The 23135-nt window shown below is 36.5% G+C and carries 18 protein-coding genes; 7 read left to right on the plus strand and 11 right to left on the minus strand.

Translation table 11 applies throughout. The annotated features are described in order from the left end of the window. Positions 1-59: 59 nt before the first annotated feature. The 9 genes from NBX25_RS15165 to NBX25_RS15205 form a co-directional block, all read right to left on the minus strand. Positions 60-443, minus strand: coding sequence for a limonene-1,2-epoxide hydrolase family protein (locus NBX25_RS15165; RefSeq protein WP_250254245.1), 384 nt, complete (start codon positions 441-443; stop codon positions 60-62). A gap of 156 nt (positions 444-599) precedes the next feature. Next, a complete protein-coding gene (locus NBX25_RS15170) occupies positions 600-959 on the minus strand; it encodes a nuclear transport factor 2 family protein (protein WP_250254246.1) in 360 nt (119 codons plus the stop codon). Next, complete coding sequence (locus NBX25_RS15175; protein WP_250254247.1) at positions 956-1546, minus strand: FMN-dependent NADH-azoreductase; 591 nt, start codon at positions 1544-1546, stop codon at positions 956-958. Before NBX25_RS15175 ends, NBX25_RS15170 begins: the two co-directional genes overlap by 4 nt. 44 nt (positions 1547-1590) lie before the next feature. After that, positions 1591-2424 (minus strand): sigma-70 family RNA polymerase sigma factor, encoded by an 834-nt coding sequence (locus tag NBX25_RS15180; RefSeq protein ID WP_123908042.1) that lies wholly within the window; start codon positions 2422-2424, stop codon positions 1591-1593. Between the two features lie 251 nt (positions 2425-2675). Then, positions 2676-8315: a hypothetical protein gene (locus NBX25_RS15185; RefSeq protein WP_250254248.1), complete on the minus strand. Its 5640-nt coding sequence runs from the start codon at positions 8313-8315 to the stop codon at positions 2676-2678. 99 nt (positions 8316-8414) lie between these two features. Next, positions 8415-9257, minus strand: a complete 843-nt coding sequence (locus NBX25_RS15190; protein WP_250254249.1) for a tail fiber domain-containing protein — start codon at positions 9255-9257, stop codon at positions 8415-8417. Positions 9258-9318: 61 nt separating this feature from the next. Then, positions 9319-9855 (minus strand): TetR/AcrR family transcriptional regulator, encoded by a 537-nt coding sequence (locus tag NBX25_RS15195; RefSeq protein ID WP_250254250.1) that lies wholly within the window; start codon positions 9853-9855, stop codon positions 9319-9321. A gap of 184 nt (positions 9856-10039) precedes the next feature. Beyond that, on the minus strand, positions 10040-10762 hold the full coding sequence (locus NBX25_RS15200; RefSeq protein WP_123908038.1) for a hypothetical protein: 723 nt from the start codon (positions 10760-10762) through the stop codon (positions 10040-10042). A gap of 87 nt (positions 10763-10849) precedes the next feature. Further along, positions 10850-11731, minus strand: a complete 882-nt coding sequence (locus NBX25_RS15205) for a cupin-like domain-containing protein (RefSeq protein ID WP_123908037.1) — start codon at positions 11729-11731, stop codon at positions 10850-10852. A 336-nt stretch (positions 11732-12067) separates the two neighbouring features. Between NBX25_RS15205 and NBX25_RS15210 the strand changes: the two genes are divergently transcribed. The 5 genes from NBX25_RS15210 to NBX25_RS15230 all read left to right on the plus strand — a co-directional run bounded on the left by NBX25_RS15210 (position 12068) and on the right by NBX25_RS15230 (position 18460). Next, positions 12068-14635, plus strand: a complete 2568-nt coding sequence (locus NBX25_RS15210) for a M1 family aminopeptidase (RefSeq protein ID WP_250254251.1) — start codon at positions 12068-12070, stop codon at positions 14633-14635. Between the two features lie 240 nt (positions 14636-14875). After that, a complete protein-coding gene (putP, locus tag NBX25_RS15215; RefSeq protein WP_123908035.1) occupies positions 14876-16372 on the plus strand; it encodes a sodium/proline symporter PutP in 1497 nt (498 codons plus the stop codon). A 246-nt stretch (positions 16373-16618) separates the two neighbouring features. Then, the gene (locus NBX25_RS15220) at positions 16619-16975 is read left to right on the plus strand and encodes a winged helix-turn-helix transcriptional regulator (protein ID WP_250254252.1); all 357 of its coding nucleotides are present in this window, start codon (positions 16619-16621) and stop codon (positions 16973-16975) included. A gap of 280 nt (positions 16976-17255) precedes the next feature. Next, on the plus strand, positions 17256-17822 hold the full coding sequence (locus tag NBX25_RS15225; protein WP_250254253.1) for an AAA family ATPase: 567 nt from the start codon (positions 17256-17258) through the stop codon (positions 17820-17822). Between the two features lie 77 nt (positions 17823-17899). Further along, complete coding sequence (locus tag NBX25_RS15230) at positions 17900-18460, plus strand: DUF6624 domain-containing protein (RefSeq protein ID WP_250254254.1); 561 nt, start codon at positions 17900-17902, stop codon at positions 18458-18460. 226 nt (positions 18461-18686) lie between these two features. On the opposite strand, the gene NBX25_RS15235 is transcribed toward NBX25_RS15230, so the two are convergent. Both NBX25_RS15235 and NBX25_RS15240 read right to left on the minus strand, forming a co-directional pair. Next, a complete protein-coding gene (locus NBX25_RS15235) occupies positions 18687-19025 on the minus strand; it encodes a nuclear transport factor 2-like protein (RefSeq protein WP_250254255.1) in 339 nt (112 codons plus the stop codon). 308 nt (positions 19026-19333) lie between these two features. Next, positions 19334-20476 carry a tetratricopeptide repeat protein gene (locus NBX25_RS15240; protein ID WP_250254256.1) on the minus strand — a complete coding sequence of 381 codons (1143 nt, stop codon included), beginning with the start codon at positions 20474-20476 and terminating at the stop codon, positions 19334-19336. Positions 20477-20659: 183 nt separating this feature from the next. Here NBX25_RS15240 and NBX25_RS15245 point away from each other — a divergent pair, with 183 nt between their 5' ends. Together NBX25_RS15245 and NBX25_RS15250 are read left to right on the plus strand one after the other, a co-directional pair. Then, entirely contained in the window at positions 20660-21163 is a 504-nt protein-coding gene (locus tag NBX25_RS15245) for a DinB family protein (RefSeq protein WP_250254257.1), read from the plus strand. 77 nt (positions 21164-21240) lie between these two features. Then, positions 21241-23016, plus strand: coding sequence for a S41 family peptidase (locus tag NBX25_RS15250; protein WP_250254258.1), 1776 nt, complete (start codon positions 21241-21243; stop codon positions 23014-23016). Positions 23017-23135: the final 119 nt, after the last annotated feature.

Here is a 23135-nt window from a genome sequence, read left to right on the forward strand (position 1 = left end):
AAGTTAAAATTAACGTTGTTTTAAGATTTGTTAATACAGAAGCGGTCTATAGACATTTTTTAGATTTCAGATCCTAAATTTTTAGATGAAAAATCTCCTTCCAATAATAAAGTCAGTTCATCACATTGTATGATCTTGTCATTTTGAATGGTAAACTCTGCCAATACTTTATGTACCACTATACTTCCATCTTTTAATACTGATTTTGCCATGTGATGGGTGAAAATGATATTCCCGTTTTCAGCATAATTAATGATGTCAATCTTCTGCTCAGCTACTTTCTCTTTGAGTTTTTTAATATGAAGAATGAACTCATCATAATTGAGCTGATGATGATCTACAAATTGGATATAGTCTTTTGAGAAATATTTCTCAATGGATGATAAATCAAATACCGGGTTTTCTAAAATATCATGGAAAACTTGCTGAATAATGTGTTTCATAAATATATTGTTATGGATCAAAATTACATCTGATATGTATGCGTAACCCATAACATTTGTAAACAGTTTATTGAAAAAATAATCTTAAAGTTTAGCCACGAATGCACGGATAAAAATACATGAGCAATGTTAATCCGTTCATTCGTAGCCTATGAATTATTTAATTTCTATAGAAGGAACATTGGTGATAACCTGCCATTTTCCGTTTTCCTGTACACACGTGATGAGGGATGAAAATCGTAATGCTGAACTTTCTAACGAAACCTGAGTATAAGCAATGTTATTTTTCTGTTGCAAAGAATGATAAGTAATTTTACGAGGTTTTCCACCAAATATTTTATCCTTTACCAGATTGATATATTCCTGTTTGGGAATAATAAAGATTCCGGATTTGTCAAAAAACCCGTCCTGAATATTCTGATAATTTTCGTGGAGAATTTCTTCCAAAAGCACCGGATCACTATTGTCGCCACCTTTAATGAATTTTTCAATGGCTTGTTTAATCTGTTCCATCATTGATTGAATTGTTTTAAAATTTTGGATTGTTGTAATGCTATTTTTTCTGTATTGCTGACCTCATCGATGACGGTACCATTCAATGGAAAATAACAGATATCGGTGATTCCTACATGATTTAAAAGAAAAGTGAGATGGTTTTCCAACGGATTTCGATGATGAGGGTCAAGAGTTATTCCTCCCATAGAAGAAATGATATAAGCCTTTTTGTTTTCAAGCAAACCTTTCAGAGAAGTATTTCCTGTAAACGTTTTTTTTGTTCTGATAACCGTGTCAAAATAAGCTTTTAAGGAAGATGGAATTCCATAATTGTACATAGGACAGGTGATTAAGATTTCATCAGACTGGTATAATTCATCAATCAGTTCATCAGATAGATGAATACTTTTCTTATCAGGATTTTCGCTAAAAAAAGCATCAATGGTCTGTTGGGTGATATGAGGAATAAGCTGTTGGTTAACATCCCGTTCCAGAATATTTCCATTCGGATTGTGGAGTATCCATTGCTGAATAAAATAGTTACCTAATGTTCGTGAATAGGAATTCTCTGTTCTTAAACTGCTGTCGATTCTAAGGAGTGTGCTCATACTTTTTCTTTAAAGACACACTATATTTCTGAAATGTGACAGATTTATTGCAGCCTTTTTAACTTTTCAGGATCTACAATAGAATAAATTTCGCGAATCATTCCTTCTGCATCAATATCCAGGATGTGACAGTTATAAATACGACCATCCTGCCAAAAACAAATAGCCGGTTGATGATTAAAGAGATGGAAGGTATGAGGCTTTTTGCCAAGAAATTGTTGTTGTACATAAGCCAAAAGCTGTGCGGTAGCCGATTTTCCAACTTCCACAGCTTTGATAACACGAACACGTTTTCCACCGTCTGCTGAAAGCCTGATCTCATCAATAAGCAGTTTTTCAATATCGGGAATGTTGCCTTCACTCAACGCCAGCTGGTATTTCTGGAGAATATCAGTTCCGGAAGATAGGCTGATGTTATCCGGTGTATATTTTACATGCTGCAATTGCTTACTTGCACGGCTTAGCAGTTTTCGAGAGTTTTCTACTGAAATATCGAGCGTTTCTGCGATCTCTTGATGAGAATAATCAAAAGCTTCCTTTAGAATGTAGACTGCACGTTCTTTAGCGTTCAGTTTTTCCAGAAGAACGAGTAGGGTATAGCGTGTCGTTTGCTCCTTAATGAGCTTATTTTCTGCATTTTCAAAAGAAAGAGGTTCGGGCAACCATTCGCCATACACCATTTTTTTGCTGTGCCTGTTTTTAAAATTAATGGCATGATTAATAGTACTTTTGATCAGGAAATTGGTTTCATTTCTGATCTCAGATTTATCTAAAGAAATATATTTTTCGATTACATCCTGTACCAAATCCTGAGAATCTTCATAAGAACCGGTAATATTATAGGCGTAGGTTAGGAGTCTGTTGTAATTTTCCTGCATGGTATTTCTTTTTAAGACAAACTTAGTGAAGAAAACGTGACAAGTTTAAGTAAAAAGTATTGTCATTAAAAATCTATTATCCATTGAGGTATCAAGATCAATAGGATCGGGCTCCAGCCCCTTTTTCCTGAAGATAGAATTCCATTGACTTTAAATCTAAAATAACTATTGTATTCAAACAAAAACCGCATTGAAAATACATCAATGCGGCTCATGGTTATTAGTGGGTTTGAATGAATTTCTGATTGTTTTTAATCATTATCTACTCTGATCCATTTTCCGTTTTCTACTCCTTCATAGAAATGGTTATTGTGATAAATAATTGCTCCTTGAATATAAGATTTATTGGCAGGAAGAGTAAGAGTTTCAGGTAAGGCATTGCTATTTCGGATCATAAATACCTCATTTCCTTCTTTCACGACTATTCCTGTCCCTGAAATAAGTCTTGTTACGCCTGCGTCAGCTGGAGGATTAGATATGGTTATTGGGTTTAACTCTGACAGACGTCTTGCTCCCATATCAGAAGTACATCCTCTAAGAATATTATCCATTAGCATTACAACACCTGGAGTAGGGCAGTCCGGATTGATATTCACAACAATTTCTTTATTGATCGCAACCGGACAAGCTTCTCCTGTAGCAAAACGAATATTTTTAAGACGATAAACCATTGTTCCTGACTGCCCTTTGGAGTGGAGTACAATTGCCTCTCCGTTAGGCGCAGAAGTAATCATTTGATCCGGACCATTATTTATGGTATATGTGAAAATATAGGTTTGGGCAAGTGAACCTTTAAACTTTACCTGTATATCTCCTGATGCTTGTTTTGCCGCACTTATGGGTGAATATGTGGTATTGTCAGCAGGTAAAGCAATAGAGGAAATGGTAAAATCCTCCGTAATATTACATCCATCCTGGCTATAGGTTACGTTCACTCTATAATTTCCCGGTTGTGTAAAAGTCACTAAGCGTCCGGTACTTATGACTCCTGAATTAGGATTATTAAGTTTGGTCCAGGTATAGGCAGCATTAGGATCTGTACCATATAAAGCAGAAGCATCATAAGTTTTAGGGAATTCCGAAGCACAAATTGCTTTGTTACCACCAAATCCTGCGGCCTGAACATCTGTAGGAATAATCGAAAGGTTAGCCGTATTTCCAAGGTCCTGGCTGTTTCCGTACGCACTTACCGCACGGGAGAAATTCATATCTCTGATAGAGGCATAGAACATGGTATACATTGCTGCAGGGTCTAGATTAATTGTGTTTTGTCCTGCTGTAGATCTCAGCACAGAAATTCTGTTGCAAGGAGTTCCTGTCATGAAGAGATTTTCAGTGACGGTCTGGTTATTGTCTACCTGATAAGAACCGGGATTGAAATACAGTGTTTTGTATTTTCCTGCGGAACTCAATGTGCTTACACTATTGGTAGTAGTACTTCCAAGAAAGGTCATTTTGTTGAAATTCCAGATTCTTGTTCCTGTATTTACAATTCCGTCTTTCCAAACGGTCAGATCTCCAAAATTGAAACCTGCCGGAGTATTGGTCGTAAAATATCCCATGTCGGCTTTTGCCTCAGTGGCATTTAAGGTGAGAGGATTATTTCCGGTGCTGATATAAAAATAAGGACTGTAAAAATTATAGAAAGGAATTGAAGGCATATAATAGTTTGCAATACCTGCACTATTCGTCCTCGTTCCTGTAATGACAGATTGTCCAAGATCAACCACTGGGTTATTGTTGATACTTTGGTTCCAGCTAAAGTTCACCAGTGTCATAGGGAAGTTATTAGTTTTGAATCCTGCCGCATTCAGAAAGTTAAGGTCTCCCTGATATGGACTTTTCAATTCAAAATAGTCCTGTGCATTAACATTCAGGTGAATGAAGGCTCCTTTGGTATCAATATATCGTGTTTTCCCGGAAGCAGTCCCCTGAGCCATAATAATATTTCGGGTAAGCCCAAAAGTAGACATCGGAACGATGATCTTTGTATCACTTTGCAAAGTAAGATTGCCATACACAGACAGATAATAAGGATTTCCACCATCTGTAGTAAAATCAAGAACCGGCTGGTTGAGCGCATTGTTGAAAGTAATGTTATTAGCTTTTGAAAGATAGGCTCCTCTAATTTGTATTTTATTTAAAGTAGCAGTAAATCCTGAATTCTGATCAAAGAATACATTATCAATGGCTGTTGGGATATCACAACCTGTAACAGGAACTCCTCCTGAGGTTAGTGACCAATGCTGAGGATCTCTCCATAATCCCTGACCTCCAATCCAATAAAGATTTCTTGACGTAGAAGGAATGGCATCCTGAAAATTAATTCCGGTATTGCCGCCAAGGTCTGTACTTCCAGTAGCAGTATACATTTGTCCGCCGGAGGAAGAGATCGACTTTAATTGTATTTTATCTATAATATAATTGGATGGACTGGTACTGTAATCAGGAAGGATTAAAGTTCTTGATGGTGCATTGATTCCTGCAAAAGTAAGCTTGTCCAAACAATCTCCAAGCATTTTTAAAGATTGGTTTACCTGCAGATTACCTTCTAAAGCAATATGATTATTTTTCTCAATAGTCAGATTATTGACTGACATAGTTGTTTTAAGAACTATGGAAGGGTTTACTTTATCAATTCTTGAAACCACCGCTGAGCGGATGATGAAATTATTGATAACCCCGCCAGGGAAACTAAAAGAAATAATATAATCCATATTAGATGTTGTATTGGTATATTCTATTCTTTCAAAGTAATGATTGACATTGCTGAAAGCAATATCAGCATCGGAACCTCCTGTAGATCTGAATAATTTGATTACACTATTGGCCGTGTTTACTACGGGTTGTTTGGTATTGATGGCGAAGCCGCTATTTACGGTAAGATCTGCGTTGTCCATCACCAGCTGTGAACCATTGAGATTAAAAGCATTGACATTCATTATCGTACCACTTATATCTAAACTGTTACCAGGTACATTGGTTTGGCTGATGCTTGAAGATCCAATAAGGTCGTACTGTGACGTTCCTCTATTGATTTTCCATTGAGCATCGCCTGAGAAAGTTAAAGCAGATGTTGCTCCGTTGGGAGTTACATTTTTTAAAGCACCTGTAGGTTTGTTAATGTTGACAAACGTAAATCCACTGAAGTATCCGGCATCATAATATCCAGCATGTAAGACCATATTTCCATTGACATTCATTTTGTAATAATTGTTATTTCCTGCAAAATAAGATCTTGATCCTGGAGTAAGTCCACTGAATGTGATATCATTTACTGAAACATCATTGGTCATCTGTATAGCTGTAATTCCAGTAGTGTAGAACCCTGAATACTGGTCAAAGAAAACATTATCGTTAATCGTAGGAAGACCACAATTGGCTGTTGCTCTGGTACTTGATGGGTCCAGAGACCAGTGGCTGAGGTCATTCCAGTTTCCGGCCCCTCCTTTCCAGTAAAAGTTTTTAGAAGCGCTGGCCTTGAAATTAATTCCGGAATTATTCCCACTGTCTACGGAATTGCTGGCATTGATAGGTTTTGCACCTGCAACAGGAGTGACATAGCTTGCATTAATCCCTGAAATATTCATTCGGTTGAGCTCAACGAATCCATTTCCGTTAATGTTGTTGCCTAGGATCAGATTATTTCCACCCTGACCAGTAAAAGTAAGAACCAAATCACAGTCTGCACGATTAAAAATCCAGCTGTCTGTGATGGTAAGTTTTACAGTAGTATCAGAAATAGTAATATTGGAAGCTGCATTAATAACTGCATTTTTTGTTTTGTTGTTTCCAAAAAATCTGATGTCACCACCATTCACCTGAAAGTTGTCAGTAGTAAGGTACTGTATATTTCCAATACTGCTGCCTTCTTTATAGGCTTTACCAAAAAAATGATTGGTATTTCCTGAACCGGAATAACGCCCGTTGTAGTTTTGGAAGTATACAGAAGTATTGGGAGCCGTAATGGTCTGTTTTGTTAAAATATTGAGAAGATTCTGACTTAGCAAAGCATTATCTATATTAACATTATTTCCTCCCAGCCAAAGCTCACCGGCTTTTATTTTTCTTCCGTCAGCATAAAGATTACTTGTTAAGGCATTGTTGTCAAAATTGAAAATGCCAGCCACTTCTACGTCATAAGGAGTTCCTGAATTAGAGGGCATAAGATAAAAATTATCATTTCCGTAGATAACCAATTGACTTACTTTCTGACCTTCGAAATTCATATAACGATTTGCTGCCGGATCTCCTGGATTATATTTAATAAAACTAATGCTAACAGGAGCAGACACGTCCTTCTGAAGATAAAGATTACCATACAAAGTCGTGTTAATATTCAAAACAGGACTGGCAGGAGCATTATTCCAGGTCATATTCCTTATTAAGGCAACTGTCCCGCCATTATTAATAGTGTTATTTCCTGAAGTAAAACCTGAGTTTTCATTAAAGATAACATCGTCATACATGATAGGAATGCAGTTAGCAGAAGGCCCTCCAGATGTGAATGACCAATGGGCAGGATCATTCCAGTTACCTCCGCCACCTATCCAGTAATATGTTTTTGCGGCTATCCCTGGATAAGTAATAGTGCCAGTATTATTTCCTCCATCTATGCCTGCTGTTACAGATGCTCCTCCTGTAAGCTTTACCGAAGCTAAATTATAACCATTAAATGAAACGGCTCCATTTCCATTGATAGAACCTGGAAGAATCAGGTTGACAGGTAATGAAGGTTCTACAGCTACAAACTTTGGGATAATTCCGTTACATGGAGTATTGGCCGTAAGACTTTGATTAACCTGAAAATATGTATTGGATGAAGTTTGTCGGAAGCTGTATTGTCCGCCATTCAAGATAAGATTATTGATGTCAAATTGTGATGCTCTGAATATATTATTTCCCTTTCCAAGGGTCATATTTTTTATTTCAAATCGGGTTCCTATCATTTCAGCACTTCCATCACCCAAAACCATATCATTGGCATTATATAAATTGGCATTAATGTAGCAGGCATATAAATTAACTTTGTTAAAATTAAACTGCGTTCCGGTAAAATTACCTCCTGCGGCACCTATTCCTGTTACCTCATCCACTGTCAGAAGATTTCCGCCTGTTATCTGAGAGTAACCTGAGGAAGTAAGAAGTATTTTTTTGATATTCTGGGTAGTCTGTATATTCAATGTAGGAAAGGAAACTGTAGCCTGGGTAAGATTAGCCGCTGAGTTTAATGTCATCGTACTGGTGGTAGTCACCGTTGAGGACCTGAAGTTGGAAGCTGCTGTAGAACTATAGCTGAATACCATAGAATTGATATTCTTATTATCCGTATCTAAAAAAGCACTGTCGCTGATGTTGAAATAGAAAAACCCGTTGCTGGCAAAATTTTTCACCAGTTTAAAGGCTCCGTTTCCTTTAAGATTAATAGCAGATTGATAACTACCGTTGATATATGAAGGATCAATCATATTATCGGGGACGTCAATCATATTGGGGGTAGGATTGGAGCTTTCTGAAAACAAATTCATTGTAAGATTATAGAATGCCGTGGCATTGGACTTCCATTTCAGATTCCCATATATATTAAAAACACTTGCTGATGGAAAACTTAGCTTAGTAGTAAATGAATCATCTATAATGAAATCTTTACAAGTAGCTGATGATGGGATCGTTAATGTACCTCCACTAATAGGAAAACCACTTCCTGAAGTAATATAGACATTATCATACCGTGAAGGAATAATAGTAGCTGCCTGTCCTGATGCTGAGCCTATACGCCAGTGATTCAGATCACTCCAGCTACCGGCACCGCCTACCCAGTAATAATTATTCTGAGCAAAAATAATTTGGGAGGCAAGGAATAATAATATGAAATATAATTTATGTTTCATGTTCTTAGAATTACAAAATTGGTAATAGATTGAGAGAGAGCTGTCTCAACCTTTGCTAAACATAATACCTCTTTGACTAGAGGCAATCCGTCATGAAGATTATTTGGATTTTTTTAGGTGTTGCAATGCTTTTTGTAATTCTTCTATTTTTTTTCCCTGCTCCTGAACCGTTTGTAATAAAATGGGAATCAATTCATTATAGTTGACAGATTTATATCCATCATTATCGGTACTTACGATGTTGGGCAGTACTTTCTCTACTTCCTGAGCAACAAGACCATACTGAAGCTGGGCATTTCCGCCTTTCTTTTTTCCGGTTTCATTCCAGAAATAGGAAACCGGTCTTAATCTATTGATGATTTCTGGGGATGATGTTATTTCTGTAATATTTTGTTTTAATCTTTCATCAGAATTATAATCTATGGCGCTTGCTTTTACCGTTCCGGCAACATCCAGTTTTGCCGTTGCAGAAGGAGCTGTTCCAATCCCTACACTGCCAATGCCGGAAAAGACAAGGTTTTTACCGTTCAGATCTACATTTCTTGAAGCCAAAGCGGTTGTAATAGCTCCATCTGAAGTGTAAATATTAGAATTAACTCCCATACTTTCCCAGCTGGTTCCGTTCCAGAAATAATATCCGGGTTGTGTTATCTTGGCTACTTTTGAAGTAGGGGAAGCTGGTGTGGCAGTAGCGTAAATCATTAGAGATTCACTTCCGGACTGGATGCTTGCCGTCATCGTTTGAATCTGATCTCCGGTAAGCCTGGGAATCATAAGCCCTTCAGCCTGTGAACTTCCATTTGTTTTAGCGGTAATATCCAGTGTAGCTTTAGGATCTGGGGTGTTTATCCCGATTCTACCTGCCTGAGAATAAAATAATGAAGAGATGGAAATACTTCCGATGAGGCATAGCCTGAACACTGCAGAATAAGTCTTCTGCACAAAAGTAGAGTTTTGCATAGTTTTTTTAATTGTTTTTTATTTGAGTATGTTTAATCTTTCCTTAGTGTGAGGAATGAAGTATATTTTTAATAATAGTTTTAGAGGTTTCAATAAACTCATTGGACCTATAGAGCTGGCTGGTAAGTATTGAGCTTTCAAAAAGGAGATAGATATGGGCTGCTACCTTTTCATCCTTCATTTCATCATTGAAGAAGATTCTCAGCTTATTCTTATGATAGCGGAGAACGGAATGGATTTCCTCTTTATCAGCAGGTATTTCAGATAAGATATTCCAGAAACTGCAGCCTCTGAAATTTTCTTTTTCATTCATATACATCAGAAAATCAAAAGATTTCAGAATCTTTTCTTTAGAGCCTAAAGCTCCGGAGATGAACTTTTCCAGTTCCGAGACCCAATAATCATATCTTTTGTTGAGGAATTCAATACACAGCTCATCTTTTGACTTAAAATGCTGATAGAAGCTTGCCTTTGAAACATTGGCTTCTTCAATGATCTGATTAATGCCGGTACTGTTAAAACCTTGCTTGTGAAACAGAAGCAGGGTGGTACTTAATATTCTTTCACGAGGTTTGGACATTGGTTATGTTTTTCACAAATTTAAACAAAATATGAACAGACTGGTATGTTTGTTAAAAAAACATCAATATTCCTATGAAAGATGGAAGAAATAAAGCAATTATATCAAAGATTTAATAGGTAAAGTGCAGGTTTTAAATGAAATAGTATTGATATGCTTAGCATTGTTTTTTATGAATAGTTATTTATACAAAGCCTTTTGCATAATAAAGTTGTATAAGAAAAAACAATAGGGTAAAGAACCATACTACATAAGGATGATAGCGGAAATTTTCTTTCAGGATATAATGAAGGGCTTTGAATAGTTTAAACAATCCAATCATTCCTATAACAAAAAAGAGTAAGAAAATGACAAAAAATGTATATTCTCCGGAACTGTAATCTCCAGACAATGATACTTTATCCAGATGATCTATGTAAGACTGTACATTGATAGTATGTCCCAGAAACATGGTAGAAAGAATCAGGATAAAAAATGGAGTAGAAGTGTAAACTGTAGTATAGATAAAAGAAAAGAGTAAGGTACGGAAAGCTATAGTATTCACTTTTTCTTTTTTATACCACAACAATATTACACTAAACACCACAGCAGTAAAATTGTTCATCAGGAATATAAATAAAGCTTTTTCTACCATACTTAATCCCTTGATCTGTGACAGGAAATTTTGTTCTCCGCCATAATCCATTAGCAGAACTGATACAATTACTGAAGTATATACGGAGAGTTTGATGGGCGATAGATAGTCATGAAACCGTTCGGTTTCTTCCTTCTCCATTTCATGAACGGACAGATCATAGCAACGGCGGGGATCCTGAAACAATTTAAAAATAGTTACCGGCACCAGCAATATTTCAATAATAATCTGAAGACACAGCTTCTCGAAACTGTCAATCAATTTTTCGAACATACACAGGTATTAAGGGAACGGCTTCACTATGCAATTTAATCATTTTTAAATTGCATATCGCATAAAACCAGTGAAGTAAGATGTAATTTATTTTGGAAGTCCCTTCTTCAAAGCTATATTGGCTCTTTCAACAGATTTTTTTTCTTTCCAGTCCATGTATCTTTTTTTATACCTGCCTTTCATGAAGTTGTCAAAATTTCGCTGAACAGTCAGATTCCATAAAGAATGAGCTTTTACAGCCCAGCTTTTGTCCCATGCACGAAGTGAAAGAGAGAAAGAACCATCCAGATATTTCATCCAGTGCCACCAGCCGGTAGGCATAAACAGGGTATCACCATGCTCAAGATAACATTCTATCCCTTCAATCCCATCCAATGCCGGGAATTTTTCAAAATCAGGATTGGAAATATCATAATCTTCCAGGGCATACGTTGCATAAGGAAGCTTATACAAACGGGTTTTCCACTTGTATTCGAAGAGAAGAACATGCTTTCTTCCGTTGAAATGAGTATGGAAGATATGAGGCATATCAATATCATAATGAAGGAAAGTCACGGAACCTTTACCCCCGAAGAACATACTCGGGTATTTATCCAAAAATCCACCCATCAGATTCTTTGGCGGGATATAATCATCCAACAATTTAGGAGCAAACTTAATAGGATCAAAAAAGAAGATTCTCAGATCTGTAGGTTCCCGTTGGATCAGGTCAACGTATTCACCAAATGGCATTTTGGTAGTGGGCGTGTTAATAGGAGCTGCAGGATCGGCTTTAGCACTGTCATATAAAGGTACAACTACATCGCCAACCACTTCCTTCATGTACTCCATTGTCCATTTTTGATATGCTGGCCAATTTCTTGCCATGTTTTTGATTACCACTGGCTTGCGAGGCTTAAGGTATTTCTCACGGAAATCTTCCTGTGAAATGTCATCTACAATATCAATTGGTTTAAGGAGTATGCCCATTCGTTTTTAATTATCCTGCTAAATTATTAATAATTTATGATAGTAAGTGAAAATAATTTCGTTTATCTGGAATTAATATAAATAGATGAAAAATTAACAAGGCTGACTTTTTTGTAAAGCATTTATTAATAGGGGGATTTGTATGTTTTTGTTGGAAAATAAACTGCTTATATGAAAGAATAGTATTGCATAATAGATCACATTACTTACTATCAATATCCTATCGCTGGTGCGAACGTCACGCTCGTGCACATTAATAAAAAGTAACCTTAAATTTTACAGGTATAATTTATAATTGGAATTTTCCCCTTGGATTCCAATTCTTATATTTGATGTATGAAAAAAGTACGTCTATTAGCATTATTTCTTGTCGTTTTTAATAGTGGGTATCATGCACAAACGAAATCATTATCTAGAATTGAATCCGGAGTGTCATATGAACTGGCTCAGTTTAGAAAAAGTACATTAAGTGAGATTACATATGAACTCAGTCTGAAAATTCCTGAAAGCAAATCGGAAAGGATTTCCGGAACTGAAGTTCTTACTTTTAACTATAAAAAACAGGATGAAACGTCATTGTTAATAGATTTTAAAGAAGACCCTGCTTCGCTTTTATCAGTATCGGTGAATGGCCAGACGATAAAGCCGATTCTTGAAAACGAACATGTGGTGATTGATGCCAAATACCTGAAATCAGGTTCCAATCAGATTAATTTCAATTTTCTGGCAGGAAATGGAGCATTAAACAGACGTGACGGATATCTGTATGCCTTATTTGTACCGGATCGTGCCAGAACCATGTTCCCATGTTTTGATCAGCCTAATCTAAAGGCTAATTATTCACTGACCTTAACCATTCCTGAAAAATGGAGTGCCATATCTAATGGAAAACTGAAAGATACCACGGTACAACAAGGACAGAAAACGCTGCAGTTTAATCAGTCGGATTTGCTTCCTACTTATCTTTTTTCTTTTGCTGCCGGAGATTTTAAAAACCATACCGAAAAAATCAGTCAGCAGGATTCCAGAATTTTATATCGTGAAACTGATTCTGCAAAAATTAAGAACAGTATGGACTCTATTTTCTCGCTATATAGAAATTCTCTGGCTTATTATGAAAAATGGACCGGCATCAAACATCCTTTCCAAAAGCATGGAATGGCAGCTATTCCAGATTTCCAATTCGGAGGAATGGAACATCCGGGAGCCATACTATTTCAAAACTCCACATTGTTTTTAGATAAAAATGCAACACAAAATCAGCTGAATAACCGTTCTAACCTGATTGCCCACGAAGTGGCTCACCTTTGGTTTGGAGATATGGTGACGATGGATTGGTTCAATGATGTCTGGATGAAGGAGGTTTTTGCCAATTTTATGGCAGATAAAAGTACCGGAGTATCCTCAGATAAAAGCATTTACGATCTGAAATTTTTAACAACCCATTTTCCGGCAGCCTATTCTGTAGACCGTACATTGGGAGCGAATCCTATCCGTCAGATTTTAGATAACCTGCAAAATGCAGGAATGATGTATGGGCCCATTATTTATAATAAGGCACCCATTATGATGCGCCAACTGGAATTGCTGATCGGGGAAGAAGACTTCCGAAAAGGAGTCAATGAATACCTTACGAAATATGCTTACAACAATGCCAGCTGGCCGGATCTTATCACCATTCTCGATAATCATACCCCCAAAGATTTACAAAGCTGGAATAAAGTATGGGTGAATGATCCCGGCAGGCCAGTGATTGACTATGATGTAAAATACAAAGGCAATACAATAGAACGTTTTACCATATCCCAAAAACCGGAATATGGAAAAGAAGTGAAATTGTGGCCTCAGGAATTTGAGATCAGTTTATTTTACGCTGACAGAATTGAGAAAGTGAATATAAAACTGGATGGAAAGCAACAGGATATTTCTGAATTAAAAGGAAAAAGAAAACCTCTGTTTATTCTGCAAAATTCATCGGGAATAGGGTATGGAGTCTTCAGGACAGACAAAACAATCATATCAAACTTTTCCCTGGTAAAAGATCCGATCAATCGTGCCAGTGCCTATATTTCGTTATATGAAAACATGCTGAACGGTTCAGAAGTGAAGGCTCAGGAATTATTGCACTTTTTTGCAGAACAGTTGCCCAAGGAAACTACGGAACTGAACCTTCGTTTAATTACCGGATATATTTCTTCTATTTATTGGAACTTCCTGCCTGAAAATTCCAGACTGAAAGAATCAGGAAATATGGAAGATAAACTATGGAAAGCGTTACAGGTGCAGACAGCAAAAAACAATAAAAAAATTGTGTTTGATGGATATCAGAGTATTTTCCAGTCTCAGCAGGCGTATGATAATCTGTATACGATCTGGAAGTCTCAGACCCCACCACAAGGAGTATCGCTTAATGACGAAGACTTTACAAATCTTGCTCTTGCCTTATCATTAAGGAATTCAAATAATAATGATTTGCTGCAAGAACAATTGGGTAGAATTAAAAATCAGGACCGGGTGAATCGTTTTAAGATCATTATGCAGGCTGCTTCATCAGAACAGAAAGTGCGTGACGATTTCTTTAACGGATTGATGCAAAAACAAAATAGATCCAATGAATCTGCTGTTGGTTCCGCATTAGGCTATCTGCACCATCCGTTAAGACAACAGACATCTGTTCATTATCTTCCTAAAACTTTGGAGATCTTACAGGAAATTCAGAAAACAGGAGATATCTTTTTCCCGGATAACTGGCTCCGTTCCACATTCAGCAGCTATCAGAATCCAAAAGCACTGGAGGTGGTCAATCAGTTTCTTCTTAAAAATCCTGATTATAATGCTATTCTGAAAAATAAAATTTTACAGGCAACCGACAACCTGCGAAGAGCTCAGAATCTGATAAAGTAAAATATTATTCGTAATGAAGAGAAATGAAGTATTATGAAGATGTAAATAATTATTATTTAACAACGTATTTAGATTCCAAAGCAATTGAGCCCATGACAGGTGCATGGTGCTTTTAAGATCCTGCTGAGGAATTAAGGCTGATTAGGTAGAGATTTTGTATTTGGTGTATAATGCTGTTTGTTGGTAAAATCTTCTCATTTTTTTAAAAAATGGTTATCTTCGGCTTCATAAAAAAATGATATGCAAGTATACGAAGGGATTTCTGTGGGGTTGTATCTGTTATTGATGATAGGTATAGGCATATATTCTTATAGAAAATCAACAAGCAACTCGGAGGAGTTTTTAATTGGAGGAAGAAAAATGGGAGCAGCTGTAACAGCGCTTTCTGCAGGTGCAGCCGATATGAGTGGCTGGTTACTGATGGGTGTTCCGGGAGCCATGTACCTTTCCGGGATTTCCAGTTCATGGATCGCAATAGGGTTAACACTTGGAGCGTTTCTTAATTACATTATTGTTGCACCAAGGCTCAGGATCTATACTGAAGTTGCTCAAAATGCCATCACATTACCCGTATTTTTTGAAAACAGGTTTAAAAATAAAAACCATCTGCTGAAGATCACTTCCTCTATCTTTATTCTGGTATTTTTTACCCTTTACACTTCAGCAGGAATGGTGTCCGGTGGGAAACTTTTTGAATCCGCTTTCGGGATGGATTATACTGTTGGATTGCTTTTAACAAGTTTAGTTGTAGTTTTATACACCTTCTTAGGCGGATTCCTAGCGGTAAGTCTTACTGACTTTGTACAGGGAACCATCATGGTATTGGCTTTAGTGATTGTACCGATTGTAGCTATAACTCAGATTGGTGGAGTAGGTGAAACCCTGTCACTCATTGAGGCTAAAGACCCAAATTATCTGGATTTATTCAGAGGAACCACTACAGTGAGCATTGTATCTTTATTAGCTTGGGGATTAGGATATTGTGGACAACCACATATTTTGGTTCGTTTTATGGCTATTGATAAACCAAAAGACCTGGTTAAAGCGAGAAGAATCGGGATTACCTGGATGATTTTTACTGTGGCCGGAGCTTTAGCGATTGGATTGGTAGGAATTGCTTACCTGCAAAAGTTTGACATAGAAACGATGATGAAGTTCGATGGGTCAAAAACGGAGGCGGAAACTATTTTTATTTACTTTTCCCGTGTTTTATTCCATCCGTTTATTGCAGGATTCCTGTTGACAGCGATTCTTGCAGCGGTAATGAGTACTATTTCTTCTCAGTTATTGGTCACTTCAAGCTCTTTAACGGAGGATATTTATAAAGCGTTCCTGAATAAAAAAGCAACATCAAAGCAACTTCTGGTTGCCAGCAGACTTTCCGTTTTATTGGTAGCCGTTATTGCGGTACTTTTATCATTAGATCCTAAAGACAGCATCCTTAATCTGGTAGGAAATGCCTGGGCAGGTTTTGGTTCTGCATTCGGGCCGTTGATTTTATTGTCTCTTTTATGGAAAAAAACAACATGGCAGGGAGGATTGGCCGGAATGCTGGTTGGAGGAATTACGGTGTTAGCATGGGTATATCTTCAGCATCCGTTGAAAGACTGGTATGAAATAATCCCTGGATTTATTCTTTCTTTAATCACCAATATTATTGTTTCCTTATTAACTTATAAGCCTGATACGATCATTGAAAATGAATTTAATGAAGTTAAAAAAATTATGCAGGAATAAATAACTGTCCAATCATTTTAACTGAAATACAATACTAAAAACAAACCCTTGCCAAAGCGAGGGTTTTGTATGTCTATTAGAAATTGCAGGCTGAAAAATAGCATCCAGGCTCCCTCTTTTAGCTTCCCTATCAAGCACATAAAGATTGCTTTTCAATTTCATAATTTTTTGTGCAAATTTGCAGAATAGACTATTAGAAAGTTATATACGTACCTTTTAGAAAGTGTAATGATAAAAAATAATAATATGCCTCAGTTTTTCCATGATAAAAGATTGTATTATACTCCTATTGAATTTGCTTTAAGTCATATTGGCGGTACCTGGAAGATGCCTATTTTGTGGCGATTACAAGAAAAACCGCTTCGTTTCAGTGAGCTGAAAAAGGATATTCCTCATATCACAGATAAAATGTTGACCAGCCAGCTTCGGGAACTGGAAAGCAAGGAAATGATTCACCGTGAAGTATATCCTGTTGTTCCTCCAAAAGTAGAGTACAGCCTTACCGAAAAAGGTAAAAAAGCAATTCCTGTTATTGAAATCATTATGACGTATGGGTATGATCTGATTCAGGATGCGGGAATTACTTTTCCACCTAAGAAATAATAAATCCTTCAGTTTTCATTTTCATAAAAATAAATTATCTTTACAAGTAGAAGCTCCGGTAGATTCAAGGTTTTATTGAGTTTCTATTGGAACTATAATATTACCTCTACAATATTCTGGTTTTCTATAACCATTGTCTGTTCGGACATTCACTTCTTCCTGATTTTACTTTTTATCACTCCTCGATCTACAGACTTGTAAAGCAAGATCTTTTTTCTGATTTTATCTCCCTATCAAATGTTGATCTTTACTAATGATTAAACCCAATACAATTTGAAAAATGAAAAATAATAATACCGTTCAAAACTTCTATATCCTCACGGGAGGTCCGGGAGCCGGTAAAACAACCTTGCTGAACAGGCTAGATGATATTGGTTTCACTACCGTACCTGAAGAAGGGCGGAGAATTATCAAAGAACAGCAAAGTTCCAATGGGGAAGGTTTACCATGGCTCAATAAAAAGCTTTTTGCTGAATTAATGTTTGATGCTTCTGTAAAAACTTTTCAGAAAATGAATTCAATTGCTGGTGCAGGTCCTGTTTTCTTCGATCGGGGAATAGTAGATACTATCGGTTATCTGAAGCTGGAAAAGATTCCTGTACCTAAAGAAATGGAAATTGCAGCCCGTAAAATGAACTATAACGGCAACGTTTTTATCCTTCCGCCCTGGAAAGAAATCTATGAAAATGATCCGGAAAGAAAGCAAACGCTGGAAGTGGCTCAATATACCTTTGAATGCATGGATAAAACTTATCGGGAATTTGGCTATCATCTCATTGAAGTTCCCAAAGTAACGGTAGAAAAACGAATCAGGTTTATTCTTGATACTGTTAAAAATATTTCATAAAATACAAAGTTGCTTATCTCTTAAAGTCATTTTTGTAGCTTTGAGAGACCGCTAAGCTAACCTTAGTTGAGAATAGAATGGAATTCAAATTTGAAAAAGAATTAATAGATCTTGCAGAACATGATCTTGCAGTAAGGGAAAAACTATCTGCTGAAGGAAAGTTAACAGGAGGATATCATCCGGAAATGGAGCGTATTCATAAAGCCAATGCTAAAAGACTTCGGGAAATAATGGATAAAATAGGGTTTCCAACGATTTCAAAAGTTGGGGCAACAGCAAGTGATGCTGCATGGCTTATTATTCAGCATTCCATTGGTGAACCAGAATTTATGAAGGAATGTTACAAGATGATGTCGGAATACAGTCATGACATTAATCTAAAAAATAAAGCCTATTTGTATGACCGGATTCAGTTTTTTCAGGGAAAACCTCAAAAATATGGAACTCAGCTTATTGCCGGAGGAATCCCATTTCCAGTGGAACATAAAGAAAACCTGAACAGAGAACGGGAGGAAATGAATTTGCTGCCATTATCCGAAAAAGAAATAAATCAGATTCCTGATCCGGAAGAAATTCCGGAAATTGATGGAAGGGATCAGGAATATGTATCCTGGAGAAAAAAAGTGGGGTGGACATAAGTTTCAATATTCGAAGTTCAAAACTTAACGTTTTTAAAGGTATTGGGGCATTTTTGATTACTCTTTATATTAGCTTATATTTTTAAAAAAAACGGACCAAAGCCCGTTTTATAACCCATTTGATACCTACTCTGGATTCAAAATCTTTAATTCAGAATAATGATTACCCATCTCATTCTGTTTATTTGAACAGGGTTTGATGGCTAATATGATATTTGAAAGATGATTACTGATCGTTTAGCAACGGTCTTGGATCAAATAATACTTTAAAGGAATGGATCTTTCCTTCAATGATTTGATACCATCCTGAAGCCTCTACAGTCTTGTTTCCCATATCAATGGTATACCAGAGACAAGTATCTTCATCGGCTGTAAAGGTCTTTATAATCTGATATTTAAATTTCATCTGCCTCATGTCTTTCATATACACTGAAGCTTTCTCTCTTGTACCCAAAACTCCAATAAATTTAAAATCAGGATCAAGACAGCTTTCTGCCTTATCGAAATCTTCTTCATTCAAGTACTGAATAAACTGTTCTGCCACATTTTGGTTTATATTGCTCATATAGATTGTTTTATAAAAGCAAAATTAATGTATAAAGAGCAGTTATCTTTGTGACTATCGTCACAAAAGAGCATACAAAAACTGGATTATCATAAATATTTTACTTCATCTACTGATCTTAAGTGTGTGAAAGTATAGGAACAATTGATTGAAAATTTTCAAATACCGGCTGTAATTCAGAAGTTACAAAGACTGTAAATCTACTCTAAAAATCAAAAAACTGCTGAACCTTACAGAAATCCAGGATTTTGACGAATTGAAAATGGTATATTAAGGCTGGTCTTTACATTTTATTTTAATCTGAAACCCTATTTTACAGCAAGCAAAGTAATCCTGTCTCTGGCATAAGCAATCTGTTCTTTTTCCTTTTTCTGATCCGGAATGTTCTTGAGATACAAACGATAATAAGTAACTGCATTTTTAGGCTGCTTCAGGTTAATATCATATAAAAGTCCCAAACGATAATGAATAATATTGCTGTTTCCAAAGGTCAGACCTCTTTTATAAGCTATTACCGCATCGTTGTACTGTTTTTTAGCTTCATAAATCCCTGCCAGTGCAGCATAATAAAGAGTGGTGTGGTCTGAAATGGCCTCATCAATTGTTTTCTGTGCATAGATAGCAGCCTTGTCATAATCTTTCAGTTCCCGGTAACTTAAAGCCATGTAATATAAGGTCCCTTCATTCTGCATTCCCATATCTTCCAGCATTTTAAAGAGGTCAATGCATCGCTGGTAATTCTTCACATAAAAATAGGCCTGTCCCATTTCGTTCATGATATTGGCATCTGCATGAACCTTTAATAATTTCTCACCTGTTTCAATCACTTCCTCATATTTTCCCAATCGATTGGTGATCGGTAATTGAATCTGTTGTAAAGTGAAATTTTCCGGATCAGCAGCGATGGCGGTTTTCAATACATCATAAGCAGGCTGAAACTGTTTGAGTCCGCTGTAAACGGTGGCCAAATCATAGGAGATATCTGGATCTGTAGCATTCAGGCTATGGGCTTTTTTAAGGTATTCAAGCTTTGATTCGGGAGTATCTGCATACGTCGCCATTTGTTTGTAAGCACTGAAGTTTTTACGGTCTAGTTGAATGATTTGTTGAAGATAGGTCTTTGCATTCGCACTATTTCCTCTTCTTGAACTAATGCTGGCTAGACTAAAGAGAACCGGAATAGTGTTGGGTTGAAGGGTGTTGATTTTCATATAATTTTTTTCTGCATCCGGAAGTTTACCGGCCATCATCTGGCAATAAGCAATCTGAGTTAATGCTTTTGCGTCTTGTGTGTCTGTAGGGTAGAGGCTTTGGAGGTATTGAGCGGCCTCTGCGTAGCGCTGAGTTTCGTAATATTCAAGCAGTTTTTCAGTATCAATTTTCACAGTCTGAGCCACAACCGTTTTGAAACTGAGTCCAATAAGCAGGATAGAAAACCATATTTTCATCATTGTTCATTTTTTAATAACTAAAATATTTGTTATTTGTTAGGTTGGCAAGTTTTGTAATCACTTATTAGGGATTTTTTTAATATCATTAATAAATAAGTGTTATGAAACGAAATAAATGTTCCTGGATTTCTTATATTCACCATACGGAAAATCATAATTATTAAAGATTATAAACCTTTTGAAATGGAAATTACCTCTGTAGCATCATTTATTGATTATTATGAAAAAATCAGGTCCAGAACTCATCGGATTATTGAAATCGTCCCCCCTGAACATCTTGATTTTTCTTATAAACCAGGGAAATTTACTATTGGGGACCAGATAAGACATATCGCTTCTATAGAAAGGTATATGTATGGTGAAACCATTTCAGGAAGAAAAAGTGCTTATGCGGGATGTGGAAAAGAGCTGGCGGACGGGTATGAAAATATCATCTTTTTTTTCAATGAAATGCACAGGCAGACCCTGGAAATTATTAGAGGCCTTTCAGATGAGGATCTTAATCGTAAATGCCTGCCCCCCGGAAATAATCCAATTTCTATATGGAAATGGCTTAGAGCGATGGTAGAGCATGAAATCCATCACAGGGCCGAACTCTATATTTATCTTAATCTTTTAGATATTAAAACCCCGCAGATTTTTGGCTTTTCAGCAGAAGAAGTGCAGGACTTGAGTGTTAAGTTATAGTTCTCAATACAATCGATGATTTACGGTCATTAAAATGATGCAATGTTAATTTGTATATTGCCATCCAAAAATTAATAATGACCAAACCTTTTATTATCCCTTTATTACTGCTGGTAAATTCTGTATATGCACAGAGTAATATTGAATTAAAACCGGGAGATACCCTAAAATATTCACCACAATCTCAGAAACCGGTATGGGTAACCGTTCAGTCAAGCGATGCCAATGTTGCTGTCGCTTTGTTTATGGATAATAAAAAAATAAAGGAACAGGATGATTCCAGAGGGATAAAAAGCATAGAACGGTTGTTGTATACCCCTGAAAGAGGGAAGAAATATGAAATTAAGATTTGGGGTAAATCTTATGTTGAAAAAAGTAAAGCCTCGAAAATTTCCATCAGTGAGTCCAAAAATGTTCCTATTCTGAATGGGCAGTTCACGCCAGCTCAGTTTGTAGAAGATTTGCGTATTTTTCGCTCCATCAGAGAACAGGCGAATTCGGGATTATATGTTTACAGAAGCAAACAACAGATAGACAGTATCTATCAAAAGGCAGAGGAAGCAGCCGCTAACAGTAAAAATATTTTTGATTTTTATAAGATAATCGCTAAAGTTACAGGCTTTGAAGGCAGCTGCCATAATTATACAGACCTTCCTAATCATGCATCTTACTATTTAACACAAGGGCCGGAATATCTGCCCATCACGTTGAAAAATATTGATGGTCGTTTATTGCAGGATTCAAAGGATAATAAAATTCCACTTGCTGCTGAAATTATTTCTATTAATGGCATCTCTGCAAAAGAGATAATTAATCGTTTTTCCCAATATTATTTTTCTGATGGATATTCTATGCCTTATAGGGAAACAACAGGTTTTGAAAGGGGAATGCTGGATAAATTTTATATAGAATTCGGTACTCATAAACAATATGATATCAAGTATCAATGGAATGGCCGGATTGATGAGGTAACCATGTCGGGAATATCATTGGAGAATTTTAAAAAACTCCAAGAATCAAGGCATTCACTTACCCTTGATAAAAAGCTTATGGCTGAAAAATACAGTTTTACCAAAGAAGGTGATAATAGGTACCGTTTGTCAGTAAGAGGTTTTGATTTTGCAACAGGTAAGGAAGATCCGGCTTACCAAAAATTCAGTGTTTTCCTTAATCAGATGATGGATACTCTGGAGCATGAGAAGGTAGGAAATCTTATCATTGACCTGAGAGGAAATACCGGCGGAACCGGAGCACTTTATGAAAAAGTTTTCTCTTACCTTACTCAAAGACCTTTTCGTGACAGTCATTACGCCTATACCTGGTTCAATGAAGTTCCTATGGAAGAAAAACTGGTGATTACTCCTCTTTTTCTTTCCAACGGAGTAAAGGATAAAAATGGAATCAATGCTTATCTGAAACAGCTTTATCCCAAACAGGTCCAGGGAAAATATTATTGGGCAGATGACAAAAATACTTCGATCTTACCTAATGAAAGAACTTTTAAAGGACAGATTTATCTTCTGGTAGATCAACGGGTAGCTTCTGCTGCGTCTCATTTAGCTTCTTTAATAAAATCTTATACCAATGCGATTGTGATTGGAAAAGAAACGGTTGGTGGATATTACGAACATAATGGACATCTTCCGTTAGTGTATGAACTTCCCAATACAGGAATTCAAACAGGTTTCTCTATCGTTCATGTGATCCAGGATGCTCAAAACCTTCCGGATCAGAAAAAAGGGCAGGGAATTATTCCTCATTATGAAATACGGACAACCCTTCAGGAATTTTTGGACCAGTCTGATGTTTATCTGAAAAAAGTGCTGGAACTTCAGAAACCCACTAATAAGTAAAGGAAGAGTAGTTGCAAAAGGTTGATTTGCAACTATTTTTTTTAATAAAGATAAAAAGGTTGATTATTTCTCTTATTAGTGTAAAATTTAAGATTTTTATCAATTTATTGTGTTGCTTG

Origin of the sequence: Chryseobacterium sp. Marseille-Q3244, from assembly GCF_940807095.1 — a bacterium.
Lineage (GTDB): Bacteria > Bacteroidota > Bacteroidia > Flavobacteriales > Weeksellaceae > Chryseobacterium.